The organism is Pseudomonas sp. AC239 (assembly GCF_979258545.1).
In genome coordinates this window covers 4,113,069-4,132,762 of the sequence record NZ_OZ409864.1, presented here as the reverse complement: position 1 = coordinate 4,132,762, position 19,694 = coordinate 4,113,069, and the positions used below count along the sequence as shown (strand labels likewise).

Below are 19,694 nucleotides of genomic sequence, written 5' to 3'. Positions count from 1 at the left end.
ACGAGCGCCGTTGTGTCGCCAGATGACTTACTGGGTGACCAGCTCGACCGGTGTTTCGATTACGCCGTTGGCACCGCTGTCGACTTTCTCGCCCTTGATGATCTTCAATGCGGTTTCGATGCCGAACACTGCTTGTTTCGCAGCAAACTGGTCAGCTGTCGCCAGCACGCGGCCGTCCTTGAGCATCGGCTTGATCGCATTGATGTTGTCGTAACCGACGACTTTTACCTGCCCTGCCTTGCCGGCAGCACGGACTGCGGAAACGGCGCCGACCGCCATGCTGTCGTTACCGGCCAGCAGCGCTTTGACGTCCGGGTATTCACTGAGGATCGAAGCGGCAACCTTGTTGCCCTTGTCGATTTCCCAGTCACCGGATTGCAGCGAGACTACTTTGATCTGTGCAGCGTCCATCGCGTCCTTGAAACCGGCCGTGCGTGCCTGCGCGTTGGTGGTGGTGGACACGCCTTCGATGATGCCGACCTGGTCGCCCGCCTTGAGTTGCTTGGCGAGGTATTCGCCGACCAGACGAGCACCCTTGCGGTTGTCCGGACCTACGAACGGGACGTTGATGTTTTTGCTTTTGACCACGGCAGGATCGAGCTGGTTATCAATGTTGATCACCGTGATACCGGCGTCTACGGCCTTCTTGATCACTGGCACCATGGCTTTGGAGTCTGAAGGTGCGATCACGAGCGCGTTCACCTTGGCCAGGATCATTTGTTCGACGATGCGGGTCTGCCCGGCGGTGTCGGTTTCGTCTTTGATACCGTTGGAAATCAGATCGAAATCGGCGGAGTGTTCTTTCTGGTAGGCCTTGGCGCCGTCTTCCATGGTCAGGAAGAATTCGTTGGCCAAAGATTTCATGACCAGCGCGACTTTGGGTTTTTCTGCGGATTCGGCGAACGCCGAGGAGACAGGTAGTGCGGCGGCTGTGGCAGCCAGCATAGCGACAGCAAGAAGACGTGCGGCGAAGGGCAGCTTCATGGGTTCACTCCGATCTTATGATTATTGTGAGCAACGTTTGCGCTGACGTAAGCTACGTCACAGCTCCGGGAGAAAATGCCCTTCCAAGCCGCGCAAACGTTTGCGTAGACCGAACTATGAGAATCCCGCCGACATTTGTCAACAATCACAAATCGTCATCTGTTGTAGGGCGAATCGCTGACTCGCCCAAATCGACAGATCAAGCAGTGGTGTTGACCAGCCCACCACTGGCGCCCTTGGACATTTCCTTGACCAGCGCGCCCGCGACTTCGGTCATTGCCGCGCTGGTCTGCGCGATCTGTCCCTGGATGGACATGATCGCCTGGGACTTGGCTTCTGGAGTTGGATAGCTCGCAGCCTGCGCTGCTGCCAATTGCTGTTGCTGTTCCTGAAGCTGCTTCTGCAACTCCTGCATGCGCTTGAGCAACGTCTTGACCGTGACGCTCTGATTGCCGCCGCTCTCGGCCTTGCTGTCTTCCTGCACAGGCCCGCCGCCGGTCCTGACCTGATTTGTTTCGGTTTTCTCGGTACCCAGCGCCTGCGCCGATGCCTCATTGGTCGCATCGTTCAGGGTGTTGATTGTCGCTGCAGTTTTACCGCCGATGGTGACTGCAGCGGGATTGGCAAAACCGACCGTCAGTGACATGTGAACTCCTAAGATTTGGTTTCCTTGAGGACGCATCGGCCCGGGCGCGCATTTCTTTAGCGGGTATTTGCTATTCAGCAGGCGTTTAGCGGTTGCCCATCGGTGAGCCGAACACGAATCCGTCCGTTGTTCGGAATACCGGATGGAACGGTCTGCAAGAATGTTCTGACTCCAGACAAATGTTGATTTAAATCATCGAGTTAAACATTTTCCGCAGGCACATTACGCATGGTATGAATCCTGCTCCCTTCGTTGCACCTCAAGCATTCAGATCGGCTTGGGGCGCATCTAGATGAACCTGCATCAGCACCGTCTACGACTAGAGAGAAAAATAATGAAATCTGCTTTCAATACCTTGGTTCCGGGCGCATTGGCCCTCCTCCTGCTCCTGCCCACCGCCCTTCAGGCAAAAGAAGTCGAAACCCAGACCAAACTGGCCAACGTCGTTGTACTGGCAACGGGCGGCACCATCGCCGGCGCCGGGGCAAGTGCTGCCAACAGTGCCACCTATCAAGCGGCCAAGGTCGGCATCGAACAACTGATCGCCGGCATTCCCGAGCTGAGCAAACTGGCCAACGTGCGTGGCGAGCAAGTCATGCAGATCGCTTCGGAAAGCATCACTAATGACAACCTGCTGCAATTGGGTCGTCGAGTTTCCGAGCTGGCAGACAGCAAGGACGTCGATGGTATCGTCATTACCCACGGTACAGACACACTGGAAGAAACCGCGTACTTCCTGAACCTGGTTGAAAAGACCGACAAGCCAATCATCGTCGTCGGCTCGATGCGTCCGGGCACTGCCATGTCGGCAGACGGCATGCTTAATCTGTACAACGCCGTCGCCGTGGCGAGCAGCAAAGAAGCGCACGGCAAAGGCGTGCTGGTGACCATGAACGACGAGATCCAGTCCGGTCGCGACGTCAGCAAAATGATCAACATCAAGACCGAAGCGTTCAAAAGCGCCTGGGGTCCGCTGGGCATGGTCGTCGAAGGCAAATCCTACTGGTTCCGCCTGCCGGCCAAGCGTCACACCATGGATTCGGAATTCGACATCAAGAACATCAAGAGTCTGCCTGATGTAGAAATCGCCTACTCCTACGGCAACGTCAGCGATACCGCCTACAAGGCGTTGGCGCAATCCGGTGCCAAGGCGATCATCCACGCCGGCACTGGCAACGGCTCGGTGTCTTCGCGTGTGGTCCCGTCCCTGCAAGCCCTGCGCAAGGATGGCGTGCAGATCATTCGTTCGTCCCACGTCAACGCCGGCGGCTTTGTCCTGCGTAACGCCGAACAGCCTGACGATAAATACGACTGGGTTGTCGCTCACGACCTGAACCCGCAAAAAGCCCGCATCCTGGCGATGGTCGCGTTGACCAAGACCAACGACAGCAAAGAACTGCAGCGGATGTTCTGGGAGTATTGATTGACCTTCGCCTGATCAGTTCTCGATCGGGCATTGCGCACCACCTGTCAGCTTGGCAGGTGGTGCCCGGCTTACACCGTTCAAGCATTTTTCCCACAAAAAACTTGCCGAGTCCTACACCAAAATCGGAAACACGCTGTCAGAGGATTTTCTTGAATTTTAAGCAGTTGCGAAATCGCTTACAGTTAAATACTGTATGCACGTACAGCTTAATAAGGATAACCTCGTGGCCACCTCTCCTGCTGCTCCTGACGCTTACGAACGCATGGGTATGCGCGTTCAGAAAATCATCAATTCCCCCACCGCACAAAAAGCCAAAGCCGCACTGATTTTCCGTTTGCCGGATGAGCCAATGGACGACTGGGAGCGCTTGCTCGAGGAAATCGACGAGAACGACAACGTTACCCTCGCTTATCGCGATGACGGTGGCGTGCAGATTTTTTGGGTTGTGCCGAAGGAAGATTGATTCAATGAGTGTCCGCTGTGTTGCTTTGCTGTTGTTGTTTTTCGCCATGGGCGCCCAGGCTGGCGCCCCACGAACCTTTTCGGAAGCCAAGAAAGCCGCGTGGAAACTTTACGCACCGCAGTCCACCGAGTTTTATTGCGGCTGCAAGTACACCGGTAACAAGGTCGATCTGAAGGCTTGCGGTTATGTGCCGCGCAAGAACGCCAAACGCGCATCGAGAATCGAATGGGAGCACATCGTGCCGGCCTGGCAGATCGGTCACCAGCGACAGTGCTGGCAACAAGGCGGACGCAAGAATTGCACCCGCTACGATCCGGTGTATCAAAAGGCCGAAGCTGATTTGCACAACCTGGTGCCGAGCATTGGCGAGGTCAACGGTGACCGCAGCAACTTCAGCTACGGCTGGTTGCCGGTACAATCGGGCCAGTACGGTTCCTGCCTGACGCAGGTCGATTTCAAAGCGAAGAAAGTCATGCCCCGCCCTTCGATTCGCGGCATGATCGCCCGCACGTATTTTTATATGAGCAAACAATACGGACTGCGCCTATCGAAGCAGGATCGGCAGTTGTACGAGGCGTGGGACAAGACATATCCGGTGCAGGACTGGGAGCGTCAGCGTAATCAAAGCGTGGCGTGCGTGATGGGACGAGGCAATGAGTTTGTCGGCTCGGTAAATCTGAAAGCCTGCGGTTGATTGCAGCACAAATAGAAAGGCCTCGAGCGCTATGCTCGAGGCCTTTTTCATGTCCGGCGTTCAACCTGCGTTGAAGGCGCTTCGTTTATGGCGTAAGCGGATGCTCAATCACCACTGACTCAATGTTCTGTTTCTTGGCTTTTACCAACGCCGCATCGACCTGCACCTTGCGCGCTTCGGCGTCAGCCTGAGAATTGAACGGACCGATCAGAATTCGTGTTTTACCACTGCCGTCCTTGACGACCGTCGGAACGAAAGCGTGCTCGATCAACCAGCCGCTCAGGTCACTGACTGCCTGAGGCGTTTCGCCACGCACTTCCAGATCCCACTGTGGCGCAGCGGCCGCCGGCGTTGCCGCGACCTTCGTCTCAGGCTTCGGCGCATCTACATTCTTGCCTTCACCGCAGCCTGCCAATGCCAGTGCCGCTACCAGCCAAACCAATTTGCGCACAACGCTTTCCTCGGAATTCGTAAAGCGGCGATCTTATCATTCATAAATACTTCGCGAGCCCCGCAAAATGGGCGCAAAACAACGAGAATGATGATTGCAGCCTCTGTATAGTTACGCCCTGGGAATTAATGCCGCATCTGCGCGTCAGAAAGAGGCACCCAAACCGTGAGACTTCGCACTAATCTATAGATACCACCGACCTCTGCACTGTCTGAATCAGGTGCCCTACAAAGCAATCAAGGAGAAGACCATGCTGATACTCACCCGCAAAGTCGGTGAAAGCATAAACATTGGTGATGACATCACGATCACCATCCTCGGAGTCAGCGGCCAACAGGTTCGCATCGGCATCAACGCTCCGAAAAACGTGGCAGTGCATCGTGAAGAAATTTACCAACGCATCCAGGCCGGCCTGACCGCTCCGGACAAGCCGCAAACCCCCTGAGCCACACCGCCTCACGTAGCCAGTCGTTTTGCCGTCGCGCAAGACTGGCTAAAGATTCACGCGCCGTTTAGCCATCCGCATTTCACCCCGCTGGGCACGGCGCCTGAAGCATGCTGACTCCCTTCACTTGCCCCTTCCTCCTTTCTTGCGCCGATATTACCTTTCACTCCTGGAGCTGGCTGTCGGACGTTTCCGATAGAGCGCGGAGAATTCCGCCTTCTAAGCGAATATCACGCCACGCGCCATGCCTGTCGCCGCGACCATTATCATGATCAGCAGCAGCGCTTCAACATGACTGATTCGCGCGTACAATTTCGCACGTCCGCTATCAAGCGCTACCCCGCGCGATGATGCGATGCGCCATTTGATCAGTGTGATCATGGGCGCAAGCTCTATCAGCAGGATCAGCACAAACAACGTCATCTTCAGATGAAACAGCGGCTGATGCAGGTAATAGTCAGAGCCTTTCTCGTAACCACCAAACGCACGCATCGCTCCGGTGATAAGCAGTGTTAAAGCTGAAAGCCCCCACAGGTTATCCGCGAGCAGATCGCGCTTGACCTCTCCCGTGCCCGCCGAGAGCTGGCTGAGCGCTGTACCGCGCGTCAGCACCGCCCAGAAAGCCAAGGCAAACGCGAATAGATGAACAGCCGCAAGGATCCACTGGCTCAGCATCGAAGTGCCCCCTTATAAAGAGATGAAAATCAGCTGACAGTAGTAGACGAAATAACGGCGCTTCGCGCGCGGGTGAAGGGGAACCGATGCCAAACGCCAAATCGCAGGCAAAAAAAATCCCAAGCAGCTGATGGAAGCTTGGGATTTAAAAATGCATAAACCGTGGTGGTGAACGCGGGACGAATGTTACTTAAATTCCCAACTTGCAACAAGGCTTTTTCGATAACTGGTTGGAGATTGAACTCTGTAACTCTTTGGATATCCGGATATTTTTTATGAACGAGGGCTAAAAAGCGCACCAAAAAAGCGCTTTGTATCGCTCCCTCTCAGTGCGCGGAAAAAAAACAAAGCCCAGCGCAAGGCTGGGCTTGGATACCGGCAGCGAACTACTTTCGATAGAAGCGGCGGAAAACCGTTTTGCCGCTGTAGAGTCGCTTGCAAAGCTTTCGTGAGGCAAGCCCGGCTGCCAGGAATATCGCCCCGAATACGAACCACAGCACTGCCGAGTTCGTGGTGATGAAGGTATGAACCAACTTGGCCCCCCACCATCCAGCAACAACGCAAATGATCAGAAAGAAGATTGCGACGCCTTGTGGCGTGCCATAGCTCACCTCGGCTTGGCAACCCCGGCAGACTTGCGCCCCCCATGGCACCTCATTCAGGCAGTGAGGGCAAATAACAGTGTGATTGTTAGTCACTGATTCATTCCTTTGACAGGTTTCAGAAAACACAGCAGTTTATAAGGTTGTTGACCTTGTGGCGTCAGAAGCCAAAGCGCCGCATCATCAAGCTTCCAGCTTCGGCCAATTGAACTTGTAGTTGAGTGGTGGAAGCTCGAAGTGCTCCGCCAGGTAAAGCGCCAGCATCTGTCCTTCTTTAGCGTAAGCCGTCGCCTTGTCCGGCGTTGGATACCAGCTCACCCACAACGACTCCAAAGGGAAAACCTGCTCGAAGGATGCGTAATTGAATCGCCATCCCGCCATATGACCAGCAGCGCCCGGATTTTTCGCGCACCGCACGAATGCGGCCAAACGGCGGCGTAAATTTTCGGATTCGCCAATGGTCAAAATGCCATGCTCGTCCGCACCGATTGCGCGCTGAATCTCCCTGTCTGCGCAAATGATGTACGCACCCGGTCCCGGCGGAGCGCTTGCATAGTGTTCGGTCAGCTTGAGCCACTCAGGCTCCCAGCCTCGCCAGTGTTCAACTTTCATCTTGCCTCCATAAATGAGGCGCAATGATATCACCGATAGGCGTAATACCCACTTTGCTTCTAACTGCAGCCCAAGGTGACACAGGGACAGGACGACAGGGCGACAGGACGAGCGACTGCGTTGAAGCAGGCGCCCAACTGGCTTTCTGAAATGGGTTTTGCAAAAGTTTTGCAAATCGCAGACAACAAAAAAGGGCCCACCTTTCGGTGAGCCCTTCCAGACCGCCCAGCAGAGCGGATTTTGTTTGGTAGGCGCGATTGGACTCGAACCAACGACCCCCACCATGTCAAGGTGGTGCTCTAACCAACTGAGCTACGTGCCTGCTGTGAGGCGGCATTCTACGGAATTCCGGAGGGGTGTCAACACCTTTTTTTCACCTAACCCTATGAATATGCAAAATATTTAATTTCGCCTCAGCGACGAAGATTTTCCGGTGGCTGGCGGAGGTTTTTCAACTCGGGTAGGATCGACGCACTCGTAAAATATATTAAACAGAGGCGGCAGGATGGCGAACACCCAATACCCAGAGTCTTATTACGCTGCGTCGGCCAATGCCGTACCGCCCCGTCCCGTGCTGCAGGATGATGTGGAGAGGGACGTCTGTGTGATCGGCGCCGGGTATACCGGGCTTTCCTCTGCCTTGTTCCTGCTGGAAAACGGCTTTCGCGTGACGGTGCTGGAAGCGGCCAAGGTCGGTTTTGGCGCTTCGGGGCGGAACGGCGGACAGATCGTCAACAGCTATAGCCGCGACATCGATGTCATCGAACGCACCGTTGGCCCCAAGCAGGCGCAATTGCTCGGTGAAATGGCCTTTGAAGGTGGCCGGATCATTCGCGAGCGCGTGGCCAGATACAACATCCAGTGCGACCTGAAAGACGGCGGTGTATTCGCCGCCCTCTCCGCCAAACAGATGGGGCATCTGGAATCGCAAAAGCGCCTTTGGGAGCGCTTCGGCCACACCCAACTTGAACTGATGGATCAACGCCGCATCCGTGAAGTGGTGGGTTGCGATCAATACGTCGGTGGCATGCTCGATATGAGCGGCGGACACATCCATCCGCTAAACCTGGCGCTTGGCGAAGCGGCGGCAGTCGAATCTCTCGGCGGCACTATCTATGAGCAATCACCTGCCGTGCGCATCGAGCGCGGTGCCAATCCGGTTGTGCATACACCGCAGGGCAAGGTCAGGGCCAGGTTCATCATCGTCGCCGGCAACGCCTACCTCGGTAATCTGGTGCCGGAACTGGCGGCCAAATCAATGCCGTGCGGCACTCAAGTGATCACTACCGAGCCACTGGGCGATGAGCTGGCGAAGGCGCTATTGCCGCAGGATTACTGCGTGGAGGACTGCAACTATCTCCTCGACTACTACCGCCTCACCGCCGACAAGCGCTTGATCTTCGGCGGCGGCGTGGTTTATGGCGCTCGCGATCCGGCGAACATCGAAGCGATCATCCGCCCGAAGATGCTCAAGGCGTTCCCGCAACTCAAGGACGTGAAGATCGACTACGCCTGGACCGGCAACTTCCTGCTGACCCTGTCGCGCTTGCCGCAGGTCGGGCGCCTGGGCGACAACATCTATTACTCGCAGGGCTGCAGCGGTCACGGCGTCACCTACACTCACCTGGCGGGCAAGGTCCTCGCCGAAGCGTTGCGCGGTCAGGCCGAGCGCTTCGATGCCTTTGCCGACCTGCCGCACTATCCCTTCCCCGGCGGGCAATTGCTGCGCACACCGTTTGCCGCGCTGGGCGCCTGGTATTACGGACTGCGCGATAAATTCGGGATGTAAAAAAGGGCCGCAAATCGCGGCCCTCTTCATTTCTGCATAAAGCTCAGAGCTGATCCCGGGCGATCCCACTACGAATCCGCAGGATATCCGCCAGTACAGCCAGCGCAATTTCCGCCGGCGTCTTGCTGCCAAGGTTAAGACCAATCGGGGCATGAATCCGCGCCAGCTCCGCCTCACCCAGACCGCCAATGCGGCGCAAGCGCTCGAAGCGCTTATGCGACGTCTGCTGCGATCCCATCACACCTATGTAAAACGCCTCGGTGCGCACCGCTTCCATCATCGCCAGATCGTCGATACGCGGATCGTGGGTCAGCGCCACCACTGCCGTGTCGCGATGGCAGCCACCGTCGGCAATGAACACCGAAGGCAACTGCCGACGGATCTCCACGCCATTGAGCACCACACCTTCAAGCACTTCATCGCGCGGATCGCAGAGAATCACTTCAAAGCCAAGCCCCACCGCGAACTCGGCACAGGCCTGCGCCACACTGGAATAGCCAGCGAGCAACAAGCGCTGCGCCGCGCCGATACGGATGCGCACCCGATCGATCTCACGCTCGATCCGCGCGCCCTGCTCGCGATCAGCGAACAGAGCGCGCGCACCGCTGGCCAGATCGACTTCGCGAAGCAGACGACGCTGCCCCAGCAGCGCCGACTCCAGTTCACGCAGATGCGCCTGCACCGCGCAGTCGGCGTCAAGTTTCTCCACCAACACATCGAGAATGCCGCCACAAGGCAGGCTGACCCGCGAACGCGGATCATCGCCTTCGCCATAACGCACGACGCTGACCGCTTCGAGAAACGCACCTTCGGCGACGCGCTGAAGAAAATCCTCCTCGACGCAACCGCCCGACAGCGAGCCGATCCACTGCCCGCCTTCATTCACCGCGAGCAGCGAACCCGGCGCACGCGGTGCCGAGCCGTAGGTGGCCAGCACCGTGCACAGCCAGATGCGCTGCCCGGCCACCGACCATTCCAGCGCCCGACGCACCACCTGCAGATCGAGATGCTGCATATCAGTGGGCCTTGTGCTCGACGCTCGGCGCGTCGGCTTGCAGCTTCTGCACTTCACTCACCGCCAGCTCAGCGCCCTGCCCGCCCCAACCCTGACGCAGATAGTTGAGCAGATCGGTCAGTCGCTCAGGACTGAGCTTTTCAGCAAACCCCGGCATCGGCTGCATGTGCTCGAACCCGGAGAACTTCTGTTCACCGATACCGTCCTCGATCACTCGCAACAGATTGCGCGGATCTTCCAGACGCAACGTGGTGTTGCCGCGCATGGCCACGGCGATGTGCGGCTTGCCTTCACCGCCAGCCGCGTGGCAACCGGCGCAGACGTTCAGGTATTCCTGACGGCCGCGCTGCGCACTTGGGCTGAGCTTGTCCAGCGGCACCTCGACGAGTTCTTTGGCCGGCGCCGGTTGCTCGCCGAGAAGGAATGTCGCCATTGCTGCCAGATCAGCATCGCTCAGACCTTGAGTGCTGTTGTGAAATACCGGGAACATCTCGTTGAACATCGTCCCTTGCGCGCTCATGCCGTGCTTGAGAAACGTGCTCAGATCCTGCTGATTCCAGCCACGCTCGGCCAGGTCGGTAGCCAGCAGGCTCGGCGCCAGATAACCATTGAGGATGCCGCCGGTCATGCGCTTGTCCATTTGCATCGCACCGGGCAGGCCGCGTGGCGTATGGCATTCGCCGCAGTGACCGAGAACGTCGACCATGTACTGGCCGCGCTTCCACGTCTCACTCTTGCCTTCCGCCGGTTCCAGCTTGACGTCTTTGCCATAGATCATGTTCCAGCCGGTCAGGCCCAGACGCACATTGAACGGAAAGCTCAGGCTGGTCACCGGTGCGGCGCGTTCGATCGGCTCGACGGTTTTCAGATACGCGTGAATCGCATCGGAATCGGCGCGCGGCATCAGGTGATACGAGGTGTACGGCATCGCTGGGTACAGATTCGCACCGTCGCGACGCTTGCCTTCGGTCAGCGCAGCGAAGAACTCGTCATCGTTGTACAGACCGATGCCGTGCTCTTTGCTCGGGGTGATGTTGGTGCCGTAGATCGTGCCGAATGGCGAGACGATCGGCAGGCCGCCGGCATATGGCGCGCCACCCGGTGCGGTGTGGCAAGCCATGCAGTCGGCGGCGCGAGCGAGGTATTCGCCGCGCTTGATCTGATCGTCGGCGTGGGCCGCCAAAAGCGGCGCAGCCAGTCCGACCGCGAAAGTCAGGCGGGTCAGTAAACGCTTCATGCTCAACCCTCCTTAACCAGGCCGAGATCGGTCAACACGTTGCGCGTGGCGTTGTAATAACGCACGTAGCCAGTGCAGCGGCAGACGTGATGGCCGAGGCTGTCCTCGATCACCTGTTCCAGCTGACTTTTGACGATCGGCTGGCGCTGCAGCTTCTCGACCAACACCGTCGCGGCGTTGACGAAGCCTGGCGCGCAGTAGCTGCACTGGAAAGCGAACTCGTCGACAAAGCGCTGCTGGATCGGATTGAGCTCGGTGACCTGGCCCTGCTCGTCGCGAGTGGCATGGCCTTCAATCGTGCGCACTTTCTTGCCCTCGAAGTAATGCGCACCGGTAATACAGGTGCGCACTTCTTCGCTGGTGCCGTCGGGGTTGTCGACGATCACCACACAGGCGTGGCAGATCCCCTGACCGCAGCCCAGACGCGAGCCGGTGAGATTTTTGTATTCGTGCAGATAGTCGATCATCGGCAGGTCATCAGGGATGTCCACCGGGCCGACGGATTGACCATTGAGGGTCAGTTGAAGCGGACGGTTAGCCATTGAGGGCCTCCTTGATGCGCGCAGCGGTAATAGGCAAGTCACGAACACGTTTACCGATGGCGTGCGCCACGGCGTTACCGATGGCACCGACAATCGGGATCATCACCACTTCGGCGATGCCCTTGGACGGATCGCTCGGCGACAGCGGCGGCAGGATCTCCGCAGTCTGCTTCCACACCGCAACGTGACGCGCCATCGGCAGACGGTAACGGTTGAAGTTCCAGTCACCCTCCCCCGGCCCGCCTTCGTACAACGGCATCTCTTCCATCAGCGCATGGCCAATACCCATGGCGATACCGCCTTCGAGCTGGCCCTTGACCAACTCTTCAACCAGCACACGACCGCACTCGATCCACGAATGGTGGTTGAGCACCTGAACTTCCGCCGAGCCTTTGTTGACCTTCAACTCGACCAGCGTCGCGACCGGGCTGTAATAGGTCACGGCAGCGTTGTTCAACTGCACTACCGGGTAGTTGACGTTCTGCCGATCGAGCAGATGGAAGCCGGCGCTGTTCATCTGCGCTTTCTTCGCTTGCGGCGCGCCATCGCCGTATTTCACCGCCAGACCGTCGAGCGGCAGGCGCTCGCGCACGCCGTCGATACTGTACTCGGCCTCGGCCCAGCTCCAGCGGTTGAAACCATGCACCGTAGCGCCCGTCACCAGACCGCGCTCGTGGGCGCGCTTGGCCAGTTCTTCGAAACTCAGCGGCTGCATGCCGTTGGCGGTCAGCTTGCCATCGACCCAATGCGCATCTTCGCGGCGCACCACGTAAGGGTTGGCCTGGCCGCCGTACGGACCTTGGCGCCAGATCTCCAGTGCCGCCGGCCACAAACCATGGTTGAACAGCACGCGCGCCGCTTCACGAGTCGCATGGCTGAAGTAATAGGCGGAGTTGGTCGCCGAAGACGCCGACGCCAGCTTGCCGACCCAGCGCGGGTTGCGCAGCAGATTGTCCTGCTCGGCCTGACTCATGATGTACGGGTTGCCGCTGGTGATCAGCTGCATTTCCTGCCATTCGGTTTCGCCGGTTTTCACCTCGTGCGCCGGGCTGCCGAGGAAATCCGCGACGACCAGGGCTTGCGAGGTGGACATGCCGGTACCGATTTCGATGCCGATGTGGCGCAGAATGATGCGCCCGTCTGCGGTGAATGCGATGCTGGCCATCGGCGCTTCGGAGCCAGTGCCGAAGTCTTTCTGGCAGATGGCGAAACCGATGCCGTACCAGTTATCCGGATCTGCCGCTTCACGCTGTTGCTTGATCGCGTCGCGGTTTTTCCAGACCTCGTGCACCGAGGCCTTGTCGAGAATTTCGTGCAGGCGCAGTGCACCGGCCGGGATTGCACCCTGGGTGTTTTTCATCCCCGAACGCAGGGCGTTGCGACGGCGCAAATCGATCGCGTCGACACCCAGACGATTGGCGATCTCGTCGACCATCATTTCGGTCGCCGCCATGCTCTGCAGGGTGCCGTAACCGCGCATCGAACCCGCTTCGACTGCGCGCGAATGATAGGCGGTGACCTGCAGGTCGTTCTGCGGCATGTAGTAGATCGACTGCGCAGCCGTGGCGCCAACCGCCGCCACCGATGGGCTGTAGTTGACCCGGCCGCCACCGTCGACGCTCATTTCCGCGCGGAAGATCTTGAAGGTGTAGTCGGTCTTGTCCACGGCCAACTGGTAGCGGATGTCGAACGGGTGACGCTTGATGCCGCTCTGGAATTGCTCGTAGCGGTCGTTGGCCAGACGCACCGGCACGCCGGCGCCGTACAGCGCGGCCAAGGCTGCGTAGTAGACAAAAATGTTGTGGTCTTTGGAGCCGTACCCGACGGTATAGCCCGGGTGCATGTTCAGATTGGCCAGGCCAAAACGCGACGGCCCGATCATCTTCGCGGTCTCGGTCGCAACCTCCAGCGGGCACTGCGTCGCAACGACGAAATGCAGGGTTTTGGTTTTCGGGTCGTACCAGCCGTTACCGTTGTCCGGCTCGAGGGCGGCCGGTTCGATCGACGGCGTCTTGTAGCGCTCATCGAACACCAGCCAGTTATCCGGCGGCGTGTCGATTTCCTGCTTCATGCGATCGGCGTAGAACAGGCCGCGCTCGGTGAGGTTGCCATGCAGGTTCGGCGATGCATTCCACACCGGCCGGCGGTTCTTCAGCATCGGGAACAGAATCGAATCCTTGAGGCTGGCGAACTCGTCTTCGTCCGCCGAAGTGGCGCCGCCGACGCGCACGTAGCGGAAGCTGCCGTAGGGATCGCCTTCGTAGAACGGCACTTTGGCGCCGTAACGAATCGCTTTGTCATTGAATTTGAGTTGATTCTTGGCCTGACGGAAACGCTCGAAGTCGTTCCAGATCAGGATCGCTACCGGGTGACCGATGAACATCGGCACTTTGCCTTCCGGCAGCAACGGATCAGGCGCGTGCTCTTCGGGGAAGACGATACCGTCCTTGTCCAGATCGGCAGCGGTAACGATGCGGTCCGGCTGCAGATCAGTGCCGAGCCACGACAGATCGTAGCCGGCGTAGATGCGGTCAGCCTTGATGGTTTTCAGCAGCATCGCGTGGCCCTGTTGCTCAGGCCAGCCGGGCATGTCCTTGGCACGGATGTCGCGGGCGAAGACCTTGCTGCCACAGACCTTGGAAAGCGCATCGTTGCGTTGACGCGCCTTGCCGTTATTGCCGAGCCATTTCTCGGACGGCACGGTGACGCTGTTTTCCATCAAGGCAGCCAGCGCCTGACTGCTGAGCGGCGTAAGCGTAACGCTCACACCCGCCACCAGCCCGCCCTGGAGGAACGAGCGCCGGGATATTTCACGATTGGACATGGATCATCCTCTGGGCGGTTATAGGTCCGCCCTTGTGGTTATCTACTGGGGATCTCGAGTCGTGCAGAAGCTCTTTCTGGCGAAGCAAAGAGCTGTGTTGACAGTGCAAAGCTGACCGAAAGGTTAACTTTAAAGGTTTCTGCGCCCGCAGCAAACAACCAGTTACAAAAACCTGACTAAATAATCAAAAAAATCAATGCGACGTGGCACCGCATCCGATCCGCCGAGACGACAGAGCGTGCCTATGGTGGATTGAGCCTCCTCGCGAAAGCGATTTTCAGGCAATACAGATTTTGAATGTGCAGACGCTTTCGCGAGCAGGCTCGCTCCCACAGGAATTTGCATTGGCTTCAGGAGCGAGGAATAGGAATAACCAAATTTCAGACACAAAAAACCCCGGTCTTTCGACCAGGGTCTTTGCTATCGATCCGATTCAGCCGATGACTGGTTTCGGCGCTTCAAGGCGTTCAGTGGTCCTTGAAACAGATATGGCGCAGCGGACGGGACTCGAACCCGCGACCCCCGGCGTGACAGGCCGGTATTCTAACCGACTGAACTACCGCTGCGTATCGCTTTGAGCTTGCGCTCAAGTAACTCGTTTTGATTGCCGGCTTCGGTGCCTGGCAATCGCGAATCAGATAAATCTGATTCGTAAAATATGGCGCAGCGGACGGGACTCGAACCCGCGACCCCCGGCGTGACAGGCCGGTATTCTAACCGACTGAACTACCGCTGCGCGTCGGTGCAGGCACTTTCAGCCTACTCTCTTGCTTGCGCAAGCTTCTCGGGAGTGGTGGGTGATGACGGGATCGAACCGCCGACATTCTGCTTGTAAGGCAGACGCTCTCCCAGCTGAGCTAATCACCCGTTTGCATCTCCGAGGCCGCGAAATTTACGCAGGTGGCGAAGCTAAGTCAATAGCAGGATTAGAGTTTTTTTCAAAAACAGATTTTAGCTGCAAGCTGCAAGCTTCAAGAAAAAGCAAGATCAGCGAAAGCAGGCACACTACCATCATGCTTCTGCTTGCCGCTTGCCGCTTGAAGCTTGAAGCTGCTACTGCTCGTAAATCATTTTCTTGGTCATGCCGCCGTCGACGACGAACTCTTGGCCGGTGACAAACCCGGCATTCCTCGACAGCAACCACGCCACCATCGCCGCCACGTCCTCGACCGTCCCTACCCTGCCGGCCGGATGCTGGGCATGATCGGCATCGGCCAAAGGTTCGGCGCGACGCACCGAGGGATCACGCGCGTCGATCCAGCCCGGACTGACTGCGTTCACGCGGATTTCCGGCCCAAGGCTGATTGCCAGCGCATGGGTCAGCGCCAGCAGCCCGCCCTTGCTCGCCGCATACGCCTCAGAGTCCGCCTCCGACTGTCGCGCACGGGTCGAGGCCAGGTTGACGATCGAACCGTTGTGCGCACGCAGATACGGCGCACAGTGCTTGGCCAGCAACATCGGCCCGCTGAGGTTTACCGCCAGCACCCGATTCCAATAAGCCAGATCGAGGCTTTCCAGGGTGATGTTGTGCGGATCGGCCACCGCTGCATTGCAGACCAGTGCATCAAGGCGACCAAACTGCCCCAGCACCTCGGCCACGCCCAGCGCGACCTGATTTTCGTCTGCGACGTCCATGGCGATGAACCAGGCGTTCTCGCCGAGCACCTTCGCCACTTTCGAACCTCGCGCCCGATCGAGATCGGTCAGCACCACCTGCCAGCCTTCGCTGAGCAGCCAAGCGGCAATTCCGAGGCCGATCCCGCGTGCAGCGCCGGTGACCAGCGCCACGCGGCCATTGGTATTGGCCGCCGGTGTGGACAACTCGATCACAACGCCGCCAGACCGCGCGCCAGGTCGGCCTGCAGGTCAGCCACATCTTCCAGACCGACCGCGACGCGGATCAGGCTGTCACGAATGCCTGCCGCTTCACGTTCCTGCGGCGCCAGACGGCCGTGGGAGGTGGTGCTCGGATGGGTGATGGTGGTTTTGCTGTCACCGAGGTTGGCAGTGATCGAAATCAACCGTGTGGCATCGATAAAGCGCCAGGCGCCTTCTTTGCCGCCCTTGACCTCGAAGCTGACCACCGCACCGAAGCCCTTCTGCTGGCGCTGGGCCAACTCGTGCTGCGGATGGCTCTTGAGGCCGGCGTAATGGACTTTCTCGATGCCGTCCTGCTGCTCCAGCCATTCGGCCAGCGCCTGGGCGTTGGCGCAGTGAGCTTTCATGCGCAGGTTAAGGGTCTCAAGGCCTTTGAGGAAGATCCACGCGTTGAACGGGCTGAGGGTCGGCCCGGCGGTCCGCAGGAAACCCACCACTTCTTTCATCTGTTCACCGCGACCGGCGACAACGCCGCCCATGCAGCGACCCTGACCGTCGATGAACTTGGTCGCCGAGTGCACGACAATGTCCGCGCCGAGCTTCAGCGGCTGCTGCAACGCTGGAGTGCAGAAGCAGTTGTCGACCACCAGCTGCGCGCCCTTGGCATGCGCGATTTCTGCCAGTGCGGCGATATCCACCAGTTCGGCCAACGGATTGGACGGCGATTCGACAAAGAGCAGTTTGGTATTGGATTTGATTGCCGCATCCCACCCCGACAGATCGGCCAGCGGTACGTAATCGACTTCGACGCCAAAGCGCTTGAAGTACTTCTCGAACAGGCTGATGGTCGAGCCGAACACGCTGCGCGACACCAGCACGTGATCGCCCGCACTGCACAGGCTCATCACCACCGCCATGATCGCAGCCATGCCGGTTGCCGTGGCGACGGCCTGCTCCGCACCTTCCAGCGCGGCGATGCGCTCTTCAAACGCGCGCACGGTCGGGTTGGTGTAACGCGAATAAACGTTGCCCGGCACTTCGCCGGCAAACCGCGCCGCCGCATCGGCAGCGGTGCGGAACACGTAGCTGGAGGTGAAGAACATCGGGTCACCGTGTTCGCCTTCCGGCGTGCGGTGCTGACCGGCACGGACGGCCAGGGTATCGAACGCTACGCCTTCGAGGTCGCTGTCCAGCCGACCGGCATCCCATTCCTGACTCATGCTGCTCTCCTTTGTTCACGAACAATAAATATCAGATACAAAACCGGCCCCTCAGGGCCGGTGGAAACTCAGTTGTTGTACAGATCGATGATCGCACTGACTGCCTGGGTCTTGACCTTCGAGGCATCGTTGCGCGCCTGTTCGATCTTGTTCAGGTAAGCCTCGTCGACGTCACCGGTCACGTACTTGCCGTCGAACACCGCACAATCGAAGTGCTCGATCTTGATCTTGCCGCCACCGACCGCTTCGATCAAGTCAGGCAAGTCCTGATAGATCAGCCAGTCAGCGCCGATCAGATCGGCCACGTCCTGAGTCGAACGGTTGTGCGCGATCAGTTCGTGAGCGCTCGGCATGTCGATACCGTAGACGTTCGGGAAGCGCACCGCAGGTGCCGCCGAGCAGAAGTAGACGTTTTTCGCGCCGGCTTCGCGGGCCATCTGGATGATCTGCTTGCAAGTGGTGCCGCGCACGATCGAGTCATCGACCAGCATCACGTTCTTGCCACGGAATTCCAGCTCGATGGCGTTGAGCTTCTGGCGTACCGACTTCTTGCGTGCGGCCTGGCCCGGCATGATGAAGGTGCGGCCGATGTAACGGTTCTTGACGAAGCCTTCGCGGAATTTCACGCCAAGGTGATTGGCCAGTTCCAGCGCTGCGGTACGGCTGGTGTCCGGAATCGGGATGACCACGTCGATGTCGTGCTCAGGGCGCTCGCGCAGGATCTTCTCGGCAAGCTTCTCGCCCATGCGCAGACGTGCTTTGTACACCGACACGCCGTCGATGATCGAGTCCGGACGCGCCAGGTAGACGTGTTCGAAAATGCACGGGGTCAGCGACGGGTTGGTTGCGCACTGACGGGTGTGCAGTTTGCCATCTTCGGTGATGTACACCGCTTCGCCCGGCGCGAGGTCGCGGATCAGGGTGAAACCGAGCACGTCCAGGGAAACGCTTTCTGAGGCGATCATGTACTCGACGCCTTCGTCAGTGTGACGCTGGCCGAACACGATCGGGCGGATACCGTGCGGATCGCGGAAACCGACGATGCCGTAACCGGTGACCATCGCCACAACGGCGTAACCACCGACGCAACGGTTATGCACGTCGGTCACGGCGGCGAACACGTCTTCTTCGGTCGGCTGCAGCTTGCCGCGCTGGGCCAGCTCGTGGGCGAACACGTTGAGCAGCACTTCCGAGTCGGAACTGGTGTTGACGTGACGCAGATCGGATTCGTAGATTTCTTTGGCCAACTGTTCAACGTTGGTCAGGTTACCGTTGTGCGCCAAGGTGATGCCGTAAGGCGAGTTGACGTAGAACGGCTGGGCTTCGGCCGACGTCGAGCTGCCGGCAGTCGGGTAACGGACGTGGCCGATACCCATGTGGCCGACCAGACGCTGCATGTGACGCTGCTGGAACACGTCACGCACCAGGCCATTATCCTTGCGCAGGAACAACCGGCCATCATGGCTGGTCACGATACCGGCAGCGTCCTGGCCGCGGTGCTGGAGCACGGTTAGCGCGTCATACAGCGCCTGATTGACGTTCGACTTACCGACGATACCGACGATGCCACACATGCGACGCAACCCCTACTTAATGGATCTGAACTGAGCAACACTCACTGAGGCGTTTTCGCCGTCGGCAAGAGCTGCTCCTTGAACGGAATCTCAGCGGGTACGCTGATTCCGCTGGCAAGCCACTGACTGCTCCACCCGAGTATCAGGTTTTTGGACCAGTCGGCGACCAATAGAAACTTGGGCACGAGCTGTGATTCTTTCCACCACCCGTCCTGCTGTACCGGCCCCAGGCTCAACAGCCCGACCGCCACGACCACCAGCAACACGCCACGCGCTGCGCCGAAGGCCATGCCAAGGAATCGATCGGTCCCGGACAACCCGGTGACGCGAACCAACTCGCCGATAAGATAATTGATCATTGCGCCCACGATCAGTGTGGCGACAAACATGATGGCACAGCCCGCGATCACGCGAGCCGATGGGGTTTCGATGTATCCGGCGAGGTACTCGGACAGTGAGCCACCAAACATCCAGGCAACCGCTCCTGCGATGATCCAGGTCAGCAGCGATAACGCTTCTTTTACGAAGCCGCGGCTCAGACTGATCAATGCGGAGATGGCGATGATTGCAACGATCGCCCAGTCAACCCAGGTAAATGGCACAGTGCAGCCTACAGACGGATAAGGCGGCGCATTTTAGCAGAGCGCATGGCTGTCGGTAAGCTGCGATTGTCAGTG

General features: G+C 58.7%; 18 protein-coding genes and 4 tRNA genes. 5 read left to right on the top strand and 17 right to left on the bottom strand.

Translation table 11 applies throughout. The features are described 5' to 3' along the window. Positions 1–27: 27 nt before the first annotated feature. A complete protein-coding gene (locus ACZ0AZ_RS18710) occupies positions 28–984 on the bottom strand; it encodes a sugar ABC transporter substrate-binding protein (RefSeq protein ID WP_039762075.1) in 957 nt (318 codons plus the stop codon). Between the two features lie 199 nt (positions 985–1,183). Further along, the gene (locus ACZ0AZ_RS18705) at positions 1,184–1,630 is read right to left on the bottom strand and encodes a hypothetical protein (RefSeq protein ID WP_039762074.1); all 447 of its coding nucleotides are present in this window, start codon (positions 1,628–1,630) and stop codon (positions 1,184–1,186) included. A 334-nt stretch (positions 1,631–1,964) separates the two neighbouring features. Here ACZ0AZ_RS18705 and ACZ0AZ_RS18700 point away from each other — a divergent pair, with 334 nt between their 5' ends. The 3 genes from ACZ0AZ_RS18700 (at position 1,965) to ACZ0AZ_RS18690 (ending at position 4,213) form a co-directional block, all read left to right on the top strand. Further along, complete coding sequence (locus ACZ0AZ_RS18700; RefSeq protein ID WP_039762072.1) at positions 1,965–3,053, top strand: asparaginase; 1,089 nt, start codon at positions 1,965–1,967, stop codon at positions 3,051–3,053. A 196-nt stretch (positions 3,054–3,249) separates the two neighbouring features. Beyond that, positions 3,250–3,519 carry a DUF1654 domain-containing protein gene (locus tag ACZ0AZ_RS18695; RefSeq protein ID WP_016774035.1) on the top strand — a complete coding sequence of 90 codons (270 nt, stop codon included), beginning with the start codon at positions 3,250–3,252 and terminating at the stop codon, positions 3,517–3,519. Positions 3,520–3,523: 4 nt separating this feature from the next. Continuing rightward, a complete protein-coding gene (locus ACZ0AZ_RS18690; RefSeq protein WP_024012402.1) occupies positions 3,524–4,213 on the top strand; it encodes an endonuclease in 690 nt (229 codons plus the stop codon). An 85-nt stretch (positions 4,214–4,298) separates the two neighbouring features. On the opposite strand, the gene ACZ0AZ_RS18685 is transcribed toward ACZ0AZ_RS18690, so the two are convergent. Next, positions 4,299–4,664 carry an SPOR domain-containing protein gene (locus tag ACZ0AZ_RS18685; protein WP_039762070.1) on the bottom strand — a complete coding sequence of 122 codons (366 nt, stop codon included), beginning with the start codon at positions 4,662–4,664 and terminating at the stop codon, positions 4,299–4,301. A gap of 250 nt (positions 4,665–4,914) precedes the next feature. Between ACZ0AZ_RS18685 and csrA the strand changes: the two genes are divergently transcribed. Beyond that, positions 4,915–5,109: a carbon storage regulator CsrA gene (gene csrA / locus ACZ0AZ_RS18680; protein ID WP_003179932.1), complete on the top strand. Its 195-nt coding sequence runs from the start codon at positions 4,915–4,917 to the stop codon at positions 5,107–5,109. Positions 5,110–5,328: 219 nt separating this feature from the next. On the opposite strand, the gene ACZ0AZ_RS18675 is transcribed toward csrA, so the two are convergent. From ACZ0AZ_RS18675 to ACZ0AZ_RS18665, 3 genes are all read right to left on the bottom strand, one after another. Beyond that, entirely contained in the window at positions 5,329–5,784 is a 456-nt protein-coding gene (locus ACZ0AZ_RS18675) for a DUF2214 family protein (protein ID WP_463537869.1), read from the bottom strand. A 785-nt stretch (positions 5,785–6,569) separates the two neighbouring features. Then, complete coding sequence (locus tag ACZ0AZ_RS18670) at positions 6,570–6,998, bottom strand: hypothetical protein (RefSeq protein ID WP_039762066.1); 429 nt, start codon at positions 6,996–6,998, stop codon at positions 6,570–6,572. Between the two features lie 245 nt (positions 6,999–7,243). Continuing rightward, positions 7,244–7,320: transfer RNA gene (locus tag ACZ0AZ_RS18665), tRNA-Val, on the bottom strand. A gap of 183 nt (positions 7,321–7,503) precedes the next feature. On the opposite strand from ACZ0AZ_RS18665, the gene ACZ0AZ_RS18660 reads away from it, so the two are divergent. Then, positions 7,504–8,787 (top strand): NAD(P)/FAD-dependent oxidoreductase, encoded by a 1,284-nt coding sequence (locus tag ACZ0AZ_RS18660; protein WP_463537868.1) that lies wholly within the window; start codon positions 7,504–7,506, stop codon positions 8,785–8,787. A gap of 43 nt (positions 8,788–8,830) precedes the next feature. Here ACZ0AZ_RS18660 and ACZ0AZ_RS18655 read toward each other — a convergent pair whose 3' ends face one another. The 11 genes from ACZ0AZ_RS18655 to ACZ0AZ_RS18605 form a co-directional block, all read right to left on the bottom strand. Next, on the bottom strand, positions 8,831–9,802 hold the full coding sequence (locus tag ACZ0AZ_RS18655) for an XdhC family protein (protein WP_463537867.1): 972 nt from the start codon (positions 9,800–9,802) through the stop codon (positions 8,831–8,833). Position 9,803: 1 nt separating this feature from the next. Next, a complete protein-coding gene (locus ACZ0AZ_RS18650) occupies positions 9,804–11,039 on the bottom strand; it encodes a c-type cytochrome (protein ID WP_129999122.1) in 1,236 nt (411 codons plus the stop codon). 2 nt (positions 11,040–11,041) lie between these two features. Continuing rightward, entirely contained in the window at positions 11,042–11,581 is a 540-nt protein-coding gene (locus ACZ0AZ_RS18645; RefSeq protein WP_016773947.1) for a (2Fe-2S)-binding protein, read from the bottom strand. Then, entirely contained in the window at positions 11,574–14,405 is a 2,832-nt protein-coding gene (locus ACZ0AZ_RS18640) for a xanthine dehydrogenase family protein molybdopterin-binding subunit (protein WP_463537866.1), read from the bottom strand. The genes ACZ0AZ_RS18645 and ACZ0AZ_RS18640 overlap by 8 nt, the downstream gene beginning before the upstream one ends. Before the next feature lie 489 nt (positions 14,406–14,894). Beyond that, positions 14,895–14,971: transfer RNA gene (locus ACZ0AZ_RS18635), tRNA-Asp, on the bottom strand. Between the two features lie 93 nt (positions 14,972–15,064). Continuing rightward, positions 15,065–15,141: transfer RNA gene (locus ACZ0AZ_RS18630), tRNA-Asp, on the bottom strand. 55 nt (positions 15,142–15,196) lie between these two features. Beyond that, positions 15,197–15,272: transfer RNA gene (locus ACZ0AZ_RS18625), tRNA-Val, on the bottom strand. Between the two features lie 186 nt (positions 15,273–15,458). Further along, positions 15,459–16,235, bottom strand: coding sequence for an SDR family oxidoreductase (locus ACZ0AZ_RS18620; RefSeq protein ID WP_463537865.1), 777 nt, complete (start codon positions 16,233–16,235; stop codon positions 15,459–15,461). Then, positions 16,232–17,443 carry an O-succinylhomoserine sulfhydrylase gene (locus ACZ0AZ_RS18615; RefSeq protein WP_129999125.1) on the bottom strand — a complete coding sequence of 404 codons (1,212 nt, stop codon included), beginning with the start codon at positions 17,441–17,443 and terminating at the stop codon, positions 16,232–16,234. Before ACZ0AZ_RS18615 ends, ACZ0AZ_RS18620 begins: the two co-directional genes overlap by 4 nt. Before the next feature lie 68 nt (positions 17,444–17,511). Further along, positions 17,512–19,017: an amidophosphoribosyltransferase gene (purF, locus tag ACZ0AZ_RS18610; protein WP_016773943.1), complete on the bottom strand. Its 1,506-nt coding sequence runs from the start codon at positions 19,015–19,017 to the stop codon at positions 17,512–17,514. Between the two features lie 41 nt (positions 19,018–19,058). After that, positions 19,059–19,619 (bottom strand): CvpA family protein, encoded by a 561-nt coding sequence (locus ACZ0AZ_RS18605; RefSeq protein WP_016773942.1) that lies wholly within the window; start codon positions 19,617–19,619, stop codon positions 19,059–19,061. Positions 19,620–19,694 lie beyond the last annotated feature (75 nt).